The organism is Enterococcus sp. AZ141, assembly GCF_051714385.1.
Classification (GTDB): domain Bacteria; phylum Bacillota; class Bacilli; order Lactobacillales; family Enterococcaceae; genus Enterococcus_D; species Enterococcus_D entomosocium.
Genome location: NZ_JBIORT010000001.1, coordinates 2114030 through 2130726 on the forward strand (window position 1 = coordinate 2114030; position 16697 = coordinate 2130726).

Below are 16697 nucleotides of genomic sequence, written 5' to 3' on the forward strand. Positions count from 1 at the left end.
GAGAAAAATGCACAAATTAGTGGTTCAAACCGATTTTGGTTTGCAAGATGGAGCGGTTAATGCGATGTACGGGGTAGCTTATCAAGTGGCACCAGAGCTGGTCATTGCTGATTTGACTCATGAGATCGAGCCATACAACATTCATGATGCCAGCTATCGTCTGCTGCAAAGCGTCACCTATTGGCCGGCAGGAACGGTCTTTGTTTCAGTGGTCGATCCTGGCGTAGGGTCTGATCGACGAAGTGTGGTTGCCAAGTTGGCGACCGGACAGTTGGTTTTGACACCAGATAATGGCACACTGACCTATTTAGCGACTTATATCGGAATCACTGAACTACGGGTGATCAATGAGGCAACTGAGCGGTTGGCAGGATCAGCCGAAAGCCATACATTTCATGGTCGGGATGTTTATATGTATAACGCCGCGCGTCTCGCCAGTGGCGCCATCAGCTTTGATGAGCTAGGAACACCCGAACCTAAAAAAGCGATCCAAGTCTTTGCCATTGAAAAGCCAAGCCAAACAGCAGAAACGATCACTGGCACGATCGATATTCTTGATATTCGTTTTGGTTCGTTGTGGACGAATATTCCCCATACGTTCTTTAAGCAATGGCAGGTACAGTACAATGAGCCGCTGCTCGTCAGTATTTATTACCAAGATACGCTGCGTTATCAAGAAGAAGTGCGCTTCGGACGCTCTTTTGCGCAAGTGTCGGAAAATGAACCTGTCTTATATGTCAATTCCCTATTGAATATTGGTTTAGGGCTCAACTTGGCTTCATTTGCTGAAACCTATAAAATCGGGACTGGCACGAATTGGAAAATTACCCTCAAAAAAAGGAGAAATGAAAAATGAATCAATCAAAATTTACAGTAAAACACATTGTTGCTATCGGAATCGGTGCTGCCGTCTTTTTCGTCTTAAAACGTTTCGTCACGATTCCAACTGGTTTTCCAAATACAGATATCGCCACAGCCTATCCTTTCTTGGCACTATTAGGCGTTGTCTACGGTCCAATCGTTGCTGGTTTAGCGGGCTTTATCGGCCATGCCCTAGGAGATTTGACGACTTATGGTCCGTGGTGGTCTTGGATCGCCGCCTCTGGGATCTTAGGGGTGTTCTTCGGACTTTTGACTCGTTGGATTCCAATCCAGCAAGGAACCTTTGGCGCTAAAGAAATTCGGACCTTCTTGATTGGTGAATCGATCGCAAATTTGGTCGTCTGGGTGATCATTGCCCCAATCGGTGATATTTTGATCTATGGCGAACCAGCGAACAAAGTCTTTGCGCAAGGAGTCATCGCGGGATTGACCAACGCAGTCGTAACTGGGATAATCGGAGTGATCCTGCTAAAAGCCTATGCCCAAACCAAAACCAAAAAAGGTAGCTTGAGCAAGGAATCCTAAACAAAGAAATGTGTGAAGGCTAAAAAATGAAACAAAAAATCATTCAATTTACGAATTTTTCTTTCCAATATGATGCACAAGCGGAACCGACCTTGAAAAACATCGATCTAACGATCTTTGAAGGAGAAAAAGTCCTGATCGTCGGTGCTAGCGGTTCTGGCAAAAGTACATTAGGAAAATGTTTGAACGGTTTGATCCCGCAAAATGACGAAGGTAGTAGTACCGGAGCATTGACGATCGGTACCAATGCCTTTGGGCAAGCTTCCATCTATGAGCTGTCTTTGACCGTTGGCACGGTGCTGCAAGACACCGATAGCCAATTTGTAGGTTTGACCGTAGCAGAAGATATCGTGTTTTCCTTGGAAAACGATCAGCGTAGTCAAGCTGTGATGCAGGAGACGCTGCGCGTTTGGGCAGAAAAGACCGACTTAATGGATCATTTGGCAAAAAAACCGCAGGAATTATCGGGTGGCCAAAAGCAGCGTGTTTCAATGGCAGGTGTTTTGATCGATGAAACACCGATTCTACTGTTTGATGAGCCCCTAGCCAACTTAGATCCGCAAACAGGTGTGGAAGCCATCAAAATGATCGACCAGCTGTATCAAGAGAAGCGTTTTACCACCATCATCATCGAACATCGCTTAGAAGAAGTGTTAGCCGCCGCTGTCGATCGCATCATCGTGATGGAAGAAGGCCGCATCATTGCCGACAGTACACCGAATGAACTATTAAAAACGGACATGCTGCAGCAAGTCGGCATTCGTGAACCACTGTATTTAGCCGCCTTAAAAAAAGCGGGGGTTCCTGTGACCGATGCTGCTGATTTGGTCGCGGTAGAAGCATTTGCATCACCTGAGATTGCCGAAAAACTGACTAGGTTTCAAAAGGAATATCCGAAATCGGCACTTCCTAGCCAACAGCCGCCGTTGTTGGAAGCGAAGAATTTATCGTTTTCTTACCAAGTGGGCAAACCAATCTTGCAGGCACTGGATTTTACCATCCATCAAGGAGAAATGATTAGTTTGGTTGGGCATAATGGCGCAGGAAAATCGACCTTGTCCCATTTGATTACCGGCTTTTTGACACCGACTTCTGGCAAGTTGCTTTGGCAAGGAACAGACATGGGCAATGATTCCATCAAAGAACGAGCGCAAAAAATCGGGTATGTTTTGCAAAACAGCAATCAAATGCTGTCAAAAAACTTCCTGTTTGACGAAGTTGCCTTAGGCTTGCGCAACCGAAATGTCCCAGAGGCTGAAATCACAGAAAAAGTTCATCAGACCTTGAAAATTTGTGGTCTTTATCCGTTTCGCTCATGGCCATTGTCGGCACTAAGTCATGGGCAAAAACGCCGAGCCGCCATTGCAGCGATCCTCGTCTTAGATCCTGAACTCATTTTATTGGATGAGCCGACAGCGGGACAAGACTATCGCCATTACACCGAAATGATGCAATTTTTACAGGAGTTGAACCAGCGGGGATTAACGATTGTTATGATCACCCACGATATGCACCTGATGTTGGAGTATACACAGCGGACGATCGTTTTGACGCAAGGAACGATTTTGCTGGACGCACCGCCAGAAGTTGTTTTAGCAGACAAACAAGTGGTGAGTGCCGCGAACCTTAAAGAAACCAGCTTGTATACACTGGCGACCCTTAACCAGTTGACAGATCCCGCCGCTTTTACTGCCGCCTTCATTGCCAGCGAGAAGGAGGGACACGATGGAGAGTAATCTAATCGGCTATCTTGACCGCAAAACGTGGATCCACCAATTAAGCGGTGCCGCAAAACTGATTTGTTTTTTGCTGCTATCCGTTATCGGGATGATCTCTTATGATACGCGTTTTCTTATTGGACTGGCATTGTTTTCGGTCTTTCTATTTGCCAGTGCTGGAATTCGCTACCGAGATATCGCTTTTGTGTTGAAATTTATCATCTTCTTTTCGATTTTGAATTTGGTGGCGGTCTATCTTTTCGCTCCAGAATACGGGGTGGAGATCTACGGGACGCGCCACGTGATTTTCGAAGGGATCGGTCGGTATACATTGACCCAAGAGCAAGTGTTTTATGAGTTGAATCTGTTGATCAAATATTTTGTCACGATTCCGCCAGGGTTGATTTTCCTGTTTACCACTAATCCAAGCGAGTTGGCGTCCAGTATCAACCGCATCGGGATTTCCTACAAGATCGCCTATGCAGTCGCACTGGCTTTGCGTTACATCCCTGATATTCAAGAGGATTTTCGAACCATTGCCAAAGCGCAGCAAGCACGGGGCGTGGAGCTTTCTAAAAAAGCACCTTTGCGCAAACGAGTGGCAGGCAATGTCGCGATCGCGATTCCTTTGATTTTTTCCAGCTTGGAACGGATCGACCATATTTCTGCTGCCATGGAGCTAAGAAGGTTTGGCAAGCATAAGCAGCGTACCTGGCTGAAAGCTAAGCCGATCCAAGGCAAAGATCTCTTGGCGATTGCTGTCGTTTGCTTGATCGTGGCGCTTGGATTGTTCTTGATGGTCCTTAATGGCGGACGCTTCTACAATCCGTTTCGTTAACAAATCAACACATGAAAACTTAAAAAAACGGACTCATTGTCAATAATGAAAGTGGGACGGATGAATCAACTCTGATTCATCCGGTCCCATAAATGATCGAGACAAAAAACGCAGGACAGTCAGTCAATTGACTTTAGCGAGTGCTACATTTGCTAAAGCCAGTTGCTGCTAGGTCTGCGTTTTTTTGCCGATAAAAAAAAGGAGCCCGCCAGCGGGGACTGGCGGGATAGGAGTAAAAATGAAAAAGTGTTAGGGTTGTTTGTTGGTATGTATTGATAATAGCGGGAAAATGTGAAAAATATCGGAAGAGAAAGTAATAGAAGTGTGTCAGTCTTTTGATGATTTTCGTAAAACATTCCAGCGGAACCCTTTTAGATCTTTGATTGACGGAAACACGAAATAAGGCTACACTGATGGCATCAAAGCAGTACAAGGAGGGGACAGGATGGATGCCATTACGATCAACGGATTAAGCAAACAATACAACAAGAAGTACGCCATCGAGAATGTATCATTGCAAGTGGCAGAAGGAGAGATTTTTGGCTTTATCGGACCAAATGGTGCGGGAAAATCAACGACCATCAAAGTATTGTTGAATTTTATTAAACCGGATGCAGGGCAGGCGGCTATTTTTGGACGAGATTGCCAACAAGCTGCCAAAGAAATCAAAACGTTTACTGGATATGTTTCCAGTGATGTACGGTTTTATTCAAAAATGACGACAGCAGAATTGCTGGCATTTACGGCAGATTTTCATCAAGTCAAGCAGCCAAAAAAAGAGATTCAGAATTTGATGGAGCTTTTTCAAATTGATCCAAACAAATTGATCGCAGAACTTTCTTTGGGCAACAAGAAAAAAGTCGGGCTTGCGAGCGCCTTGATTGCACAACCGAGAATGTTGATTTTAGATGAACCGACCAATGGCTTAGATCCCTTGATTCAAAAACGGCTGTTTGAAGAGCTCCTTAGAAGAAACAAACAGGGGATGACGATTTTTCTATCTAGCCATGATTTGCAAGAAATTCAGACCTATGCCCATCGGACCGCCTTTATTCGTGAAGGACAGATCATCACCGTGAAAGAACTGAGTGAGGAAGAAAATTTCGGCAAAGTTGTAACGCTCACGAATGAGGGGAGCCTCTCATTAGCCGGCTTGGAAAACGTACAAGTTCTTGCTCAGGAATCACACACCTTGCGTTTTTTCTATCAAGGGGACATGAATCAGCTGGCACATTTTTTAACCAATCCTGCCATTAAAGAGTTCACGATCGAACACCCAACCCTTGAACAGCAATTTATGCTGCTCTATGAAGGAGGTTCTCAAAAATGACTTTAATGAAAATCGACCTTAAAAATACCTTCAAAGGCTGGCTGGTCTGGACGATCCTTTTTGCAGCAATCATTTTTGCATTTACGGCTATCTATCCTCAAATGATCACGCCAGAAATGAAAACGTCCTTAGACCAGATGTTGGGCTCTTTCAGCCCAGAATTACTAGGCATCTTTAACATCCAACTGACAGGACCCTCAAGCTTGGTTTCACCGACAGGCTTTTTCGGGTACTACTTTCAATACTTATTTATCGCCGCGTGTATTTATGGGATGCTTTTAGGCTTGAACAGTCTGATCACTGAAGAATCAGAAGGAACGATCGAGTATTTATATGCTCAGCCTATTAGCCGCAGAGAAATCGTTGGGTGGAAGTTCCTCGCCCGATTGTTGCTGCTGACTGGCTTTTGGCTGATTGCCTATGGCAGTAGTCTGGCCTCGTTTGCTCTATTCAAACTACCAGGAGACGACCTGTCCTCTTTTATAGAAGAAATCAGCAAAATCTTCGTTGCCGAGTATGGTGTCTTAGTCTTCTTCCTCTGTCTAGGTTTCTTTTTATCCACGATCTTGCGTTCCAGCAAACAAACCGCAAGTGTCGGCTTAGGCTGCGTGTTCGGTCTGTATTTGCTCGGCATCGTGGGGGAACTCTACGATAAATTGGAATGGCTGGCAGGACTTTCGCCTGTGCGGATGGCATTACCCGTCCAACTCATGAATAACGGCGCCACATCAATCCTATGGGTACTGCTGATCGGTGTATTGTGTTTCTTTGGCACCTTTTACCGTTACGAGCGCAAAGACTTGCAGGTCTGAGCACAACAATCAAAAGACAAAAAAGAGCCTGTCAGCGGGGACTGACAGGCAAAGGAGTAAAAATGAAAAAGTGTTAGGGTTGTTTGTTGGTATGCTTATATAATAGTCTCGAAATGTGAAAAAAGTATGACGAAGCAGGCACGTTTTTGCGAAAAAATCATTGCGAAAGTTAAGAAAGCGTAAAGCATCCCTTCACCAAAAGGCTTGAAGGGACAACAAGAACCTAAAATCACTCCGAAGCAGCAGGCGGTTCATGCTGTTTCGGAGTGATTTTTTAGTTGAAGCTACTTGCTCAAATCAAGGCTATCGACATTGAAGGTGTCGCCATGTGCTAAGTCACCATAATGATAGCCACGGTTAAACCAGTCCACGCGCTGCTGCGATGTGCCGTGCGTAAAACTATCTGGAACAACATAGCCTTGGTATTCTTTTTGCAGCGTATCATCCCCGATGGCATTGGCAGCCGTGATCGCTTCTTGAATATCGCCAGCTTCTAAAATCGGCTGTCCTTGATAGGTTTCGCCTTGCAAATATTTCGCAAAGGTACCAGCTAAGTAGTCAGCTTGCAACTCCAAGCGAACGCTGTACTGGTTGTACTCCTTCTCTGAAACTTGCTGGCGGATTTTGTCCAATTGTTGGGTGATCCCCAGCTCATTTTGCACATGATGACCGACTTCATGGGCGATGACATAGGCCATTGCAAAGTCGCCGCTTGCGCCATATTTATCAGAAAGCTCATTGGCAAAACTCAGATCAAGGTACACATTCTCATCTGCTGGGCAATAAAACGGACCAACCTGTGACGTGGCATAGCCGCATGCCGACTGGACACTTCCCGTAAATAATACGAGTGTTGGGTCTTGATAGGTTTCTTGCCGCTCTTGAAAAACGTCTTGCCAGTAATCTTCTAAATAGCCGAACACGACTGCGGAAAACTCTTTTTCTTCCGTGTACTCACTGGTGCCCACATTTTCTGTCTGGTAATTGGCTGCTTGTCCGCTGCCACCCAAGACATCCGGCAACGAATTTAAATCACCACCGCTAAACAGGAAAAATAAAACAGCGATGATCACCGTACCGATCCCGCCACCAGCAGCCAACATCCCACCTGAGCCAGATGATCGCCCCGTTCGATCATCGACATTGCTGCTTTGTCTACCCCCACGCCATTTCATGTTATCTCCTCCTATATAAATCCTAGCTTAATTATAAGAGAAAGGCGGCAGATTGTGAAAAAAAGCGCCTTGAAATTGTTATAAAATGCCTTCAGGAGCCTTAAAAATCAAAGTGTACACTCCTTTTAATCATTCTTTAATCTAACAATTAGCCTTCTAATTTGGTACAGTAGCAATAAAATAGAGGTAGAGGGTGAGCGTATGAAAATGAATTATTCGGGGACATCGGAACGAAGGATTTTGATTTTTAAACGGTTGATTGCTGGCGAGCACCTCAGCTATCAGCAGTTAGCAGAGGATTATTTCGTTTCCCGTAGCAGTATTGCAAAAGATATTTCTTATTTAAAAGAACTGTTTCAAAAAGAAAGCTTACGTCTGAGATTTGATAATTCAGGTACATTTTTTGAAGGAAGTGAATCCCAGATCCATCGGGTGCTGAAACGCTTTTGCTTAATGATGCTGGATCAACCAGCGGCGTTTTCCTTGTTGGTGGAGCCTGAGAAATACCAGGAAGTAAATCAGGCGTTTCGTCGAGCGTTAGTGGAAAAACAAGTGGAAATGCCCGACAGCTACATCCAAAGTATCGTCCTTTCCATCGTGCTGCTGATCGAACGGGCGAGTCATGCGGAAAACTTAGTGATTGAAGAAAATCGTCAAGTGGGGAAACTGTTTTTGGAGTTCGACAAATATCCGTTAGTCTATGAGCTACTGAAAGAAATCGAAGAACAGCACATTTATCAATTTTCACCAAAAGAAGTGCAATATCTAACCTACCTGATTGTCGGTAGCGGCTTGAAATTTTTTATGAAAAGTGAAAAAGTTCCTTTCGTCTTTCGGGGAAAAGTGCGCAACTTGATTCAAAAAATCAGCGAAGGCTTAGGCACCGACTTGACCCAAGACAATCGATTGGAAGAAGATGTGACGATCCATCTGTATCAACTGCTGTTGCGGATCGAAGCGCAAACCACAGTCATCAACCCTTTGTTAGAGGAAATCAAACAAAACTATCCTGCCTTGTATGGCGTGGTCTGGTTCTCGCTTCATGATTTCTTGAAAGCGTATCAAGTGGGGATCTCTGATGATGAGATCGGATTTGTCACGATCCATTTTCAAGCAGCAATCGAGCGAATGCGCCGCATGAACAAAATCATTTTTGTCTGTCCCAATGGTGTCGGCACTAGCTCATTTGTCTCTGCGAAAATTCGTCGCATTCTGCCTGAAATCGACAGTATCGAAACCGTTTCAGTAGAAAAATTAAAGCAGATGGACATCTCGGCGATCGATTTTATTATTTCAACCATCGATCTCGTAGGGATTCAAAAACCTGTGGTGCGGATCTCGCCTATGGTGACCAATCGCGACATGAAGCGGATCATGAATCACTACATCGATTTAGTCATCGATAATGAGGCGGTGGTCGATCAAAATGGTTTACTTCTTCAAGCCCAATCGATGATCCAGCCAACCGTCTTTTTCGAGCGATTTGCCAGTAAAACAGAAGCCATCAATTTTTTGATCGAACAAACCCCTTTTAGTGATGAAAAACGAAAAGCGCAGTTTCAGCAATCCGTCATTGAAAGAGAGCAGCTACAATCAACCTATTTAGATAATGGCTTTGCCATCCCTCATGGCAATCCGAATTATGTCGAAAAAACAGCGATCTCGATCCTGCTTTTGGATCAGCCAGTAGAATGGGGCAACCAAAAAGCCGACATCATTATTTTATTGATGATCCGAGAGGATGAGACGCAAAAGGTGGAACCAATGATGAAATTGATCATGCAAGGAATCGAAAACAAAGAATGGTTCCTATCAAAAATGTTGGAGGTTAAATCAGAATGAAAGTGAAGGATTCTTTGCCTGAGAAGCATATACAGACGGATGAGACAGTGGCAGATTGGCGCTCAGCCGTAAAATTAGCCAGTCAGCCCTTGCTCGATGAAGCGCTGATCACGTCAGAATATATTGAAGCGATGATTCAGAGCGTGGAAGAAAATGGTCCTTACATGGTGTTGGCGGATTACTTTGCGCTGATGCATGCCCGTCCTGGAGAAGGGGTTTTGGAGCAAAGTATGAGCCTTTTAGTAACGAAACAGCCCATCGATCTTGAGGGCAAACCGGTGCGGATATTTCTTGTCTTAGCCGCCGCAGATAGTGAAAGCCATCTAGAAAGCTTGAAAGAGATCATGGCGATCTTTATGGATGAAGAAAAATACAACGTGATATTAAATGGCGATCGGGAACAAATTTGTCAATTATTCCAATAGGAGGAAAAGGATATGAAAATTTTAGCAGTATGTGGATTTGGTGTAGGAAGCTCAATGGTATTGAAGATGACGATCGATAAGGTGATCAAAGAGTTAGGGTTGACGGCAACTGCCGAGAATACTGATTTATCAACGGCAAAAGCGACACCAGCAGATGTTTATTTTACGAGTAATGAATTATTGAATGAGTTAAAAGCATCCGTGAAAGCACCCGTTTATCCAATCAAAAAGTATATGGATAAAGAAGAAGTCAAACAGCAAATGGAAAAATTTTTAGCTGAAAGAGAGGGATAATCATGAATTTTGTCACGGATTATATTTTAAAAAATCCGCCAGTCCTATTGGGGATCATTGCCATGATTGGGTTATTGGTACAAAGAAAGCCCTTCGCAGAAGTCGTCAAAGGAACCTTAACAGCTTCCTTCGGGATGGTGGCATTGACGGCTGGGGTAAACATGTTGGTGGGAACGATCGCACCGATCAATGCTGCGGTTCAAACCCAATTAGGCGTTGCTGTGTCAGATGGACTCTCTGACATCACCTTTACGGCAGAATACGGCGGAACAGTTGGTTTAGCGATGTTTTTCGGCCTGATCATTCATTTATTGATTGCTCGCTTTACACCTGTGAAGACGATTTTCCTCACCGGTCACATGTTGTGGTGGTTCCCATTCGTCATCGTCGCTGGGGGCGTTGAAGGCGGACTTACCGGAATCCCACTGTTGATCTTAGGGGCGGTTCTATCTGCTTGTTACTGGTCCTTCATGCCATGGATCATGCGTAAATATGTGTGGGATGCCACAGGCGATGATTCATTCTTGATCGGTCATCCAACGGGGATCTTGTCATTGGTTTCAGGCTTTGTTGCAAAACGGGTCGGAAACAAAGAAAAATCGACGGAAGATTTGAAAGTGCCAGAAAATCTATCGTTTTTCCGTGAAATATCGATTACTGGCGCGTTAGTGATGTTTTTGATGAATATCGTTATCGGTCTGATTGCGCCCGTATTAGTTCCTGAAGGGGGCAACTTGGTGATGTTTGCGGTTGATGCTGGCTTGAACTTCGGTGCAGGATTATTGATCATGTTGTATGGGGTACGTCTATTGATCAACCAAATCATTCCCGCCTTTCAAGGGATCGCAGAAAAAGTCGTTCCTGGAGCAAAACCAGCTTTTGATGTGCCAATCTTGTTCAACTACCGTCCAAATGCTGTAATCATCGGCTTTATCGTGGCGATGATCACCTCAACGATTTTAGTGGTGATTGCCAATACCACCAACGTCTTTGGCATTTTGATCGTTCCTTTAGTCATCACCAGCTTCTTTGAATGTGGCGGTGCTGCGGTGATCGGTGAAGGACAAGGGGGCTTGCGAGGGGCCATTATTGGTACGATCACAGCTTCTGTCGTTATGGTAGCACTCGTTGGGATCTCTGCAGCGTTATTCTCAACGACGATTCAAAACTGGATCTTGATTTTCGGTGGGAACGATTTATCTCTATGGGGCATCCTTGGTGAATTGATCGGCAAGCTGTTTGGAGGGTTTTAAATGTTTCAATACTTTGAAAAAGCAAAAGAACTATTGTCTATTGTAGAAGAAAAAGAAGCACCAGCGATTGAGCAAGCCATTGAATTGCTGACGCAAGCCAACTTGACCAAAAAAGCCATCTACATTTTTGGCGCTAGTCACGCTGGGATCTTAGCCGAAGAGATGTATTATCGAGCAGGCGGCATGATGACGATCAACGCGATCTTTGGAAGAGAACTGATGCTTGATCGCAGCCCAATCACCTTCACTAGTAAAATGGAGCGCTTAGAAGGCTACGGTAGTGCCTTGGCGGCGACCCAGCCCTTTACAGCAGGCGATGTGCTGATCTTGCATTCGGTGTCTGGGCGAAATCCAGTTATCATCGATATGGCGCTTCATGCCAAAGAAAAAGGGGTCAAGATCATCGCATTAACGAACCTTACCTATTCGAAAACAGTCAGCAGCCGTCATACATCAGGCTTGCGTTTGTTTGAAACGGCGGATATCGTCATCGACAATCATGGGGAGATTGGCGATGCTGCGTGTACGATTCCAGACGTAGCACAAAAAGTCGGACCTACATCCACCGTAGTCGGCGCAACGATCTTAAATGCGATTATCGTTGAAGTTTGCCAAAAACTAAAAGAAGCCGGTGTCGACTATCCGCCGATTTTTTACTCAGCGAACCTAGACGGCGGGGATGAATTGAACCAGTCCCTGTTTGAAAAGTACCAAGAAGCGATCCATTATCAGCTGTGACTGTATAAGTAACTTATCTTTTTATTAGAACGATCAGAACGAAAAATTTGAAAACTACTAATAGAACGAATTTTCTTGGGGGAATCAATTCGTAAATGTAGTGGTCAAATCTCGTTCAGATCGTTTTTTTTGTATTAGAATTTTAGAGCTTAATGAATTTTATTGGTACGATAAGTACCAGGTGTCGACCCTTCAAATTGTTTGAATACCCGAATAAAGGAATTGGTATTTTTAAAGCCGACTTTACTAGCAATTTCATTGATTGAACTTTCTTGTTCGCTCATCAGACGTTTGGCTTTTTCGACACGTAGTTGATTGACGTATGGTTTGAAGGACATGGACAGTCGTTCTTTAATCAACCGGCTTAAATAGGCTTCACTTAGATGAAACTGCTGGGCAATATCTGTTAAACTGAGGTCGCTGCAATAGTTGCTATTAATATATTGAATGATTTCATCTATTTTGGATCCATTATTTTTTTCCATGGTTTCGATCTGAGTGATCAGCGTGTCAAAAAGGGAAAAAATCGTTTTTTTCACATCGGGATCTGAAAAACCTTTTCTTAAATAAAGAAATTGTTTCTTATTTTGATTGTAGAATTCAGGATAGGAAATCTCTTTGATCACAGCAATTCGTTTTATTGTTAAGATCAGAGCGGTTGAAAATTCCTGAAGGAAGCCTAGGGAATGGTTGCTGGAAATATTGATCTCCACGATTTGTTGCAATAATTCTCTGGCATGGACAAAATCATCTACTTTGAAATATTGGATCAATAACTGTTCCTCATCAACGGTATAATTGATTTTATGAAGAGCATTGGATGTTGGAACCGGTATTTGATGGAACTGATCTTCGCCATTGCATTCATCTGACCACTGACAGGTTTCATGAAAGACTTCGATAAAATGTTCAAGAGAATGAAAAGGTTTTGATAGCAAGTAAGTCATTCTTAAGTTCAAACTGTCTTCGATTGTTAGTTTCAATTGATCGATCTCTTTCATGATTTGTGAAAATTCCTGATCATAAAAAAGAATGGCAAGGTGTTTTTCGGAAAAACTGATGATATCATAACACTTGATATGAAGATTTTTCTTGATCAACTGTTTTCGCACATGAATGATCTCTGTTTCATTAAAAGTGGCTTCTTCCGCCATCTCGCCTGAGAAGGTCAGAAAAGCAAAACTCCCACGTTTTTCTATGCCTTCAAGATGGAAAGTGGGCAGTAAACTCTTGCTCATATTGTACGTATATTTTCCGTAAAGCAGATTCTTCAAGAATAGTTCCTTTACTTCTTCTGAGACAGGGGATTGGAGCTGGTTGATCGAACTAGACGACTCGATTATCTGGTGCAAAGCTAAGTTGATATCATCAACTGTTAAAATATCAACATTACTCTTTTTGATTTCATCTAATATTTCTAGATAAGGTTTGTACATCCGCTTACTCAAGAAAATGACGATCAAAGCACCCAGTACGATCAAAACCATTAATGGAAGGAGAAAGGACGAAATTGTAGAGAGTGGAAAACTGCTTTGAATCGCGGTTGTCAATTCATAATTGGCAAAAGGGAGCACCTCTGAATTTTTTATAAAAACGATAGTATCTGATTGGGTCTCTTGCTGAATGGTATTTTGTGTAAAATCAGTAAGTATCGGTGAACTAGTCTTACTAGAAGGATATTGTTGATCGATAACTTGTAGTCCTTGATTCATTGGAGACAGTAGTTCATTTTTTTTCCAGTAGGCAAAGAAGTAGAGGGTCTGATTCTCTACTTGCTCTTTATGAAGCATGATCAGCCGTTGATCAAGGGTTTCGAAGATGGAGGAACTGAAGCTGGCATCTGCCAGCATTTCGGAAAGAAGCCCGGATTTTGTTTCTATATTCAAGAAGGAAAAGAAATCATTGTAAACAAAATAGCCGTCAGAACTTACGATGATATGATTTTCTGGATTCAAGATTCCGATAGAGTATTCAAACTGATTCATTAATAAATAGTTTTCACGAATTTCATCATACATCGCTGAAAACAGCGCATAATCAGATTCAGTACTTTGGGAAAACAGTATAATACTTTCTTTTGTTGCTAAAGATTTCATTGAATTGAGGGCAAATCGAAGTTGCTGATCAATGCGAAAAGCACTGTTTTCTAGCGTCATAATACTTTGGGTAGTTTGTTCAGTTTTCCGCTGATTAACTTCATTATTGATGACGATCACCATAATAAAAATAGTATATGCAATGATTACCGTTAAAAAGGTTAAGAATATTTTTCGATATGTTTTTGATTTCATAAGTGCTCCTTTCTTTTTTTGGTAACGTTTACATTGATTATAGAGATAAATTAGCTTGAGTCAAATCATCATTATTTGTAGTTGTCTACAAAACTTGATATTAAGAGTAAAAAGTGTATATTTCAACGAATAATAATGATATTCAACAATGGCTAAACAGGCTATATTTAAAGCGCTTACTTTAAGCAAGAGAAAATGAAAAAATTTAGGAGGAACGATTATGTCGATGAAAAGAAAAGCTGTATCATTACTGTCTCTACTGACACTACCAATGGTTTTAGCTGCTTGTGGGAACAGCGACGGCTCGTCAAATGGGGACGGGGCAGAGGGGAAAACCGAGATAAAGGTTACTTGGCGCAATACCGGGGAAAACGATAAAATGACCCAATATTTGGAAGAAACATTTATTCCACAATTTGAGAAAGAAAATGAGGACATTAAAATCGTACTTTCTCCGATTACCGCAAGTGAGGGAGACTATTTTTCAAAAGTTGCTCTTTCTATGCAATCGGAGAGCACAGCACCCGATGTAGTGGCAGAGGATTCGTTTATGTTGAATTCTGATGCAAATGCCGGTTACTTAACCAATCTTGATGAATATGTTGCTGACTGGGATCAATGGGATAAATATACAGAAAACTTAAAAGCTGGTGTTATTGCTGAAGATGGTAGTACGTATGCCATTCCAGGAACTTCTGATTCTCGCGGGATTTGGTACAACAAAAATGTCTTTAAGAAAGCCGGTCTGCCTGAAGAATGGCAGCCAACAACTTGGAGGGAGATCATTGAGGCAGCTGAAGCAATCAAAGCTTCCGATGAGAATGTGATCCCCTTAGGATTAGGTGTGGCTAAAGCCAATGGTGAGTCGGTTTCCATGCAGACTTTCCAGATGCTCTTATATGGTACTCAAGATACATTATTTGATAGTGAAACGCGTAAATGGCAAGTAAATACACAAGGAATCATTGATTCATTGGCTTTCATTGATGAAGTGTATAACCAAAAACAATTAGGACCATCATTATCCGTTGCGATCAACAGCAATTACGGATCTGTGATGTTCCAAGATAAATTTCCTAATGACGAAGTTGGTATGCTTCTAGATGGTTTTTGGAGTGCCGGTAACTGGGCCGAAAATGGGGCAACTCCTGTTGAGAATATGACAGAACGCTTTGGTTTTGCAGCCATGCCTACACAAAATGGTGGTGAACCGCCATTTACGACCATGTCCGGAGGTTGGACATGGGCCATTCCTGAAAAAGCACAAAATAAAGAAGCTTCATGGCGAGTAGTTCAAGCACTCGGTGGAAAAGAACAGCAAGCTGCACGAGCAATCGCTGAAGGAAATTTAACCGTCCGAGACGATTCAGCAGAAATAGCTGAATATAAGGAGCAACCTTTTATTGAGCAAGCAACCTCTTTCTTACAATATGCTCATTTCCGTCCGGCAGATGACAAATATCCTAATGTTTCAGTAGAAATCCAAACAATGGTTGAAGCAGTTGCCACTGGCAGCAAGACACCGGAAGAAGCAGCTAGTGATTATGCCGCCAATGTAACAAGGATCGTTGGAGACGATGCCGTTAACTAAATCATTAATAAAGAGAAGGAATTGCAGCAAACAATCCGAATGGAGGCTAACGTTTCTTCTCTTTAAAAAAAGAAAGGAGAAAAGAATGGAAAATTCGCTAAAACGAGAGCAGCAAATGTCCAATAGTAAAAAAGCGTTGATTTTTTTATTTCCCAGTTGGCTCTTGCTGCTGATATTTTTTGTTGGTCCAGTTATCTTAACTTTTATCTTTTCCTTCACGAACTTGGCTCTGACCGGTGCTGAAGCAAGTCAATTGCGGTTCATCGGCTTTGAAAATTTTGTGCGCATGTTCAATGATCCGGCTTTTCAAACTAGTGTCGTACGAACCTTGATTTTTGTCATTTTTTCTGCAGTGATCGGTCAATGTTTCTTAGGTTTTTTGATTGCATTTATGATGCGGGAGAAAAATCGAGCCTTTCGGCGAGTCGTTGGTCTGATCATCATTGCTGCATGGGTTACGCCGGAAGTCGTTGTTTCCTTTTGCTGGGTCGCTTTTTTAGGAGATAGCGGAACAGCTAATTGGTTGATGGGACTGATGGGATTTGAGCCGGTTGCTTGGCTGTTTGCTTTTCCTATGATAAGCGTTGTGGTTGCCAATATTTGGCGAGGAACCGCTTTTTCAATGATGGTGTTTCAATCCGCTTTAGATGAGATCCCTAAGGAAGTAGAGGAAGCTGCAGTTATGGATGGCGCCAGCCGCTGGCAAGTGATTCGAAAAATTACGATACCGATGGTCAAAGGTACCATTGCAACGAATTTGATGCTCGTCACTTTGCAGACATTGGGTGTCTTTACGTTGATTTATACTATGACTGGTGGTGGTCCCGGCAATCAGACTGCAACCCTGCCGGTCTTCATGTACAAACAAGCTTTTGTGAGCTATCAGCTAGGATACGGAACAGCGATTTCGCTGGTCTTGCTACTGATTGGTGCTGCCGCAAGCTTGATTTATATGAAAATGCTGAAAGTGAAAGTGTAGGTGA

Annotated in this window: 15 protein-coding genes; 13 read left to right on the forward strand and 2 right to left on the reverse strand. The window is 42.9% G+C overall.

Translation table 11 applies throughout. The features are described from left to right. The first annotated feature begins 7 nt into the window (after positions 1-7). The 6 genes from IGI89_RS09805 to IGI89_RS09830 all read left to right on the forward strand — a co-directional run bounded on the left by IGI89_RS09805 (position 8) and on the right by IGI89_RS09830 (position 6105). Entirely contained in the window at positions 8-856 is an 849-nt protein-coding gene (locus tag IGI89_RS09805; RefSeq protein ID WP_008379156.1) for an SAM hydrolase/SAM-dependent halogenase family protein, read from the forward strand. Next, positions 853-1407: an ECF-type riboflavin transporter substrate-binding protein gene (locus IGI89_RS09810; protein ID WP_005234545.1), complete on the forward strand. Its 555-nt coding sequence runs from the start codon at positions 853-855 to the stop codon at positions 1405-1407. Before IGI89_RS09805 ends, IGI89_RS09810 begins: the two co-directional genes overlap by 4 nt. A 26-nt stretch (positions 1408-1433) precedes the next feature. Beyond that, on the forward strand, positions 1434-3143 hold the full coding sequence (locus IGI89_RS09815) for an ABC transporter ATP-binding protein (RefSeq protein WP_431410218.1): 1710 nt from the start codon (positions 1434-1436) through the stop codon (positions 3141-3143). Then, complete coding sequence (locus IGI89_RS09820; RefSeq protein WP_005234547.1) at positions 3133-3963, forward strand: energy-coupling factor transporter transmembrane component T family protein; 831 nt, start codon at positions 3133-3135, stop codon at positions 3961-3963. Before IGI89_RS09815 ends, IGI89_RS09820 begins: the two co-directional genes overlap by 11 nt. A gap of 445 nt (positions 3964-4408) precedes the next feature. Then, a complete protein-coding gene (locus IGI89_RS09825; RefSeq protein ID WP_438735595.1) occupies positions 4409-5293 on the forward strand; it encodes an ABC transporter ATP-binding protein in 885 nt (294 codons plus the stop codon). Then, complete coding sequence (locus IGI89_RS09830; protein ID WP_438735596.1) at positions 5290-6105, forward strand: ABC transporter permease subunit; 816 nt, start codon at positions 5290-5292, stop codon at positions 6103-6105. The genes IGI89_RS09825 and IGI89_RS09830 overlap by 4 nt, the downstream gene beginning before the upstream one ends. A gap of 284 nt (positions 6106-6389) precedes the next feature. On the opposite strand, the gene ypfJ is transcribed toward IGI89_RS09830, so the two are convergent. Continuing rightward, entirely contained in the window at positions 6390-7280 is an 891-nt protein-coding gene (gene ypfJ, locus IGI89_RS09835; RefSeq protein WP_008379150.1) for a KPN_02809 family neutral zinc metallopeptidase, read from the reverse strand. A gap of 201 nt (positions 7281-7481) precedes the next feature. Between ypfJ and IGI89_RS09840 the strand changes: the two genes are divergently transcribed. The 5 genes from IGI89_RS09840 to IGI89_RS09860 are packed head-to-tail and all read left to right on the forward strand — an operon-like array spanning position 7482 to position 11832. Then, positions 7482-9122, forward strand: a complete 1641-nt coding sequence (locus IGI89_RS09840) for a BglG family transcription antiterminator (protein WP_008379149.1) — start codon at positions 7482-7484, stop codon at positions 9120-9122. Then, complete coding sequence (locus IGI89_RS09845; RefSeq protein ID WP_270276159.1) at positions 9119-9547, forward strand: PTS sugar transporter subunit IIA; 429 nt, start codon at positions 9119-9121, stop codon at positions 9545-9547. Before IGI89_RS09840 ends, IGI89_RS09845 begins: the two co-directional genes overlap by 4 nt. A 12-nt stretch (positions 9548-9559) precedes the next feature. Further along, the gene (locus tag IGI89_RS09850) at positions 9560-9841 is read left to right on the forward strand and encodes a PTS sugar transporter subunit IIB (RefSeq protein ID WP_005225413.1); all 282 of its coding nucleotides are present in this window, start codon (positions 9560-9562) and stop codon (positions 9839-9841) included. Between the two features lie 2 nt (positions 9842-9843). After that, positions 9844-11094: a PTS ascorbate transporter subunit IIC gene (locus IGI89_RS09855; protein WP_005234555.1), complete on the forward strand. Its 1251-nt coding sequence runs from the start codon at positions 9844-9846 to the stop codon at positions 11092-11094. Beyond that, on the forward strand, positions 11095-11832 hold the full coding sequence (locus tag IGI89_RS09860) for an SIS domain-containing protein (protein ID WP_438735597.1): 738 nt from the start codon (positions 11095-11097) through the stop codon (positions 11830-11832). 149 nt (positions 11833-11981) lie between these two features. Here IGI89_RS09860 and IGI89_RS09865 read toward each other — a convergent pair whose 3' ends face one another. Next, on the reverse strand, positions 11982-14123 hold the full coding sequence (locus IGI89_RS09865; protein WP_301388620.1) for a helix-turn-helix transcriptional regulator: 2142 nt from the start codon (positions 14121-14123) through the stop codon (positions 11982-11984). Positions 14124-14343: 220 nt separating this feature from the next. Between IGI89_RS09865 and IGI89_RS09870 the strand changes: the two genes are divergently transcribed. Next, positions 14344-15714 (forward strand): extracellular solute-binding protein, encoded by a 1371-nt coding sequence (locus IGI89_RS09870; protein WP_086332595.1) that lies wholly within the window; start codon positions 14344-14346, stop codon positions 15712-15714. Positions 15715-15799: 85 nt separating this feature from the next. Continuing rightward, positions 15800-16693 carry a carbohydrate ABC transporter permease gene (locus IGI89_RS09875; RefSeq protein WP_008379138.1) on the forward strand — a complete coding sequence of 298 codons (894 nt, stop codon included), beginning with the start codon at positions 15800-15802 and terminating at the stop codon, positions 16691-16693. Positions 16694-16697: the final 4 nt, after the last annotated feature.

Coding starts and splice junctions, on each gene's coding strand:
- IGI89_RS09845 (WP_270276159.1), top strand. CDS start 9,119: ATGAAAGTGAAGGATTCTTTGCCTGAGAAGCATATACAGACGGATGAG.
- IGI89_RS09875 (WP_008379138.1), top strand. CDS start 15,800: ATGGAAAATTCGCTAAAACGAGAGCAGCAAATGTCCAATAGTAAAAAA.
- IGI89_RS09805 (WP_008379156.1), top strand. CDS start 8: ATGCACAAATTAGTGGTTCAAACCGATTTTGGTTTGCAAGATGGAGCG.
- IGI89_RS09810 (WP_005234545.1), top strand. CDS start 853: ATGAATCAATCAAAATTTACAGTAAAACACATTGTTGCTATCGGAATC.
- IGI89_RS09820 (WP_005234547.1), top strand. CDS start 3,133: ATGGAGAGTAATCTAATCGGCTATCTTGACCGCAAAACGTGGATCCAC.
- IGI89_RS09870 (WP_086332595.1), top strand. CDS start 14,344: ATGTCGATGAAAAGAAAAGCTGTATCATTACTGTCTCTACTGACACTA.
- ypfJ (WP_008379150.1), bottom strand. CDS start 7,280: ATGAAATGGCGTGGGGGTAGACAAAGCAGCAATGTCGATGATCGAACG.
- IGI89_RS09860 (WP_438735597.1), top strand. CDS start 11,095: ATGTTTCAATACTTTGAAAAAGCAAAAGAACTATTGTCTATTGTAGAA.
- IGI89_RS09830 (WP_438735596.1), top strand. CDS start 5,290: ATGACTTTAATGAAAATCGACCTTAAAAATACCTTCAAAGGCTGGCTG.
- IGI89_RS09855 (WP_005234555.1), top strand. CDS start 9,844: ATGAATTTTGTCACGGATTATATTTTAAAAAATCCGCCAGTCCTATTG.
- IGI89_RS09815 (WP_431410218.1), top strand. CDS start 1,434: ATGAAACAAAAAATCATTCAATTTACGAATTTTTCTTTCCAATATGAT.
- IGI89_RS09850 (WP_005225413.1), top strand. CDS start 9,560: ATGAAAATTTTAGCAGTATGTGGATTTGGTGTAGGAAGCTCAATGGTA.
- IGI89_RS09825 (WP_438735595.1), top strand. CDS start 4,409: ATGGATGCCATTACGATCAACGGATTAAGCAAACAATACAACAAGAAG.
- IGI89_RS09865 (WP_301388620.1), bottom strand. CDS start 14,123: ATGAAATCAAAAACATATCGAAAAATATTCTTAACCTTTTTAACGGTA.
- IGI89_RS09840 (WP_008379149.1), top strand. CDS start 7,482: ATGAAAATGAATTATTCGGGGACATCGGAACGAAGGATTTTGATTTTT.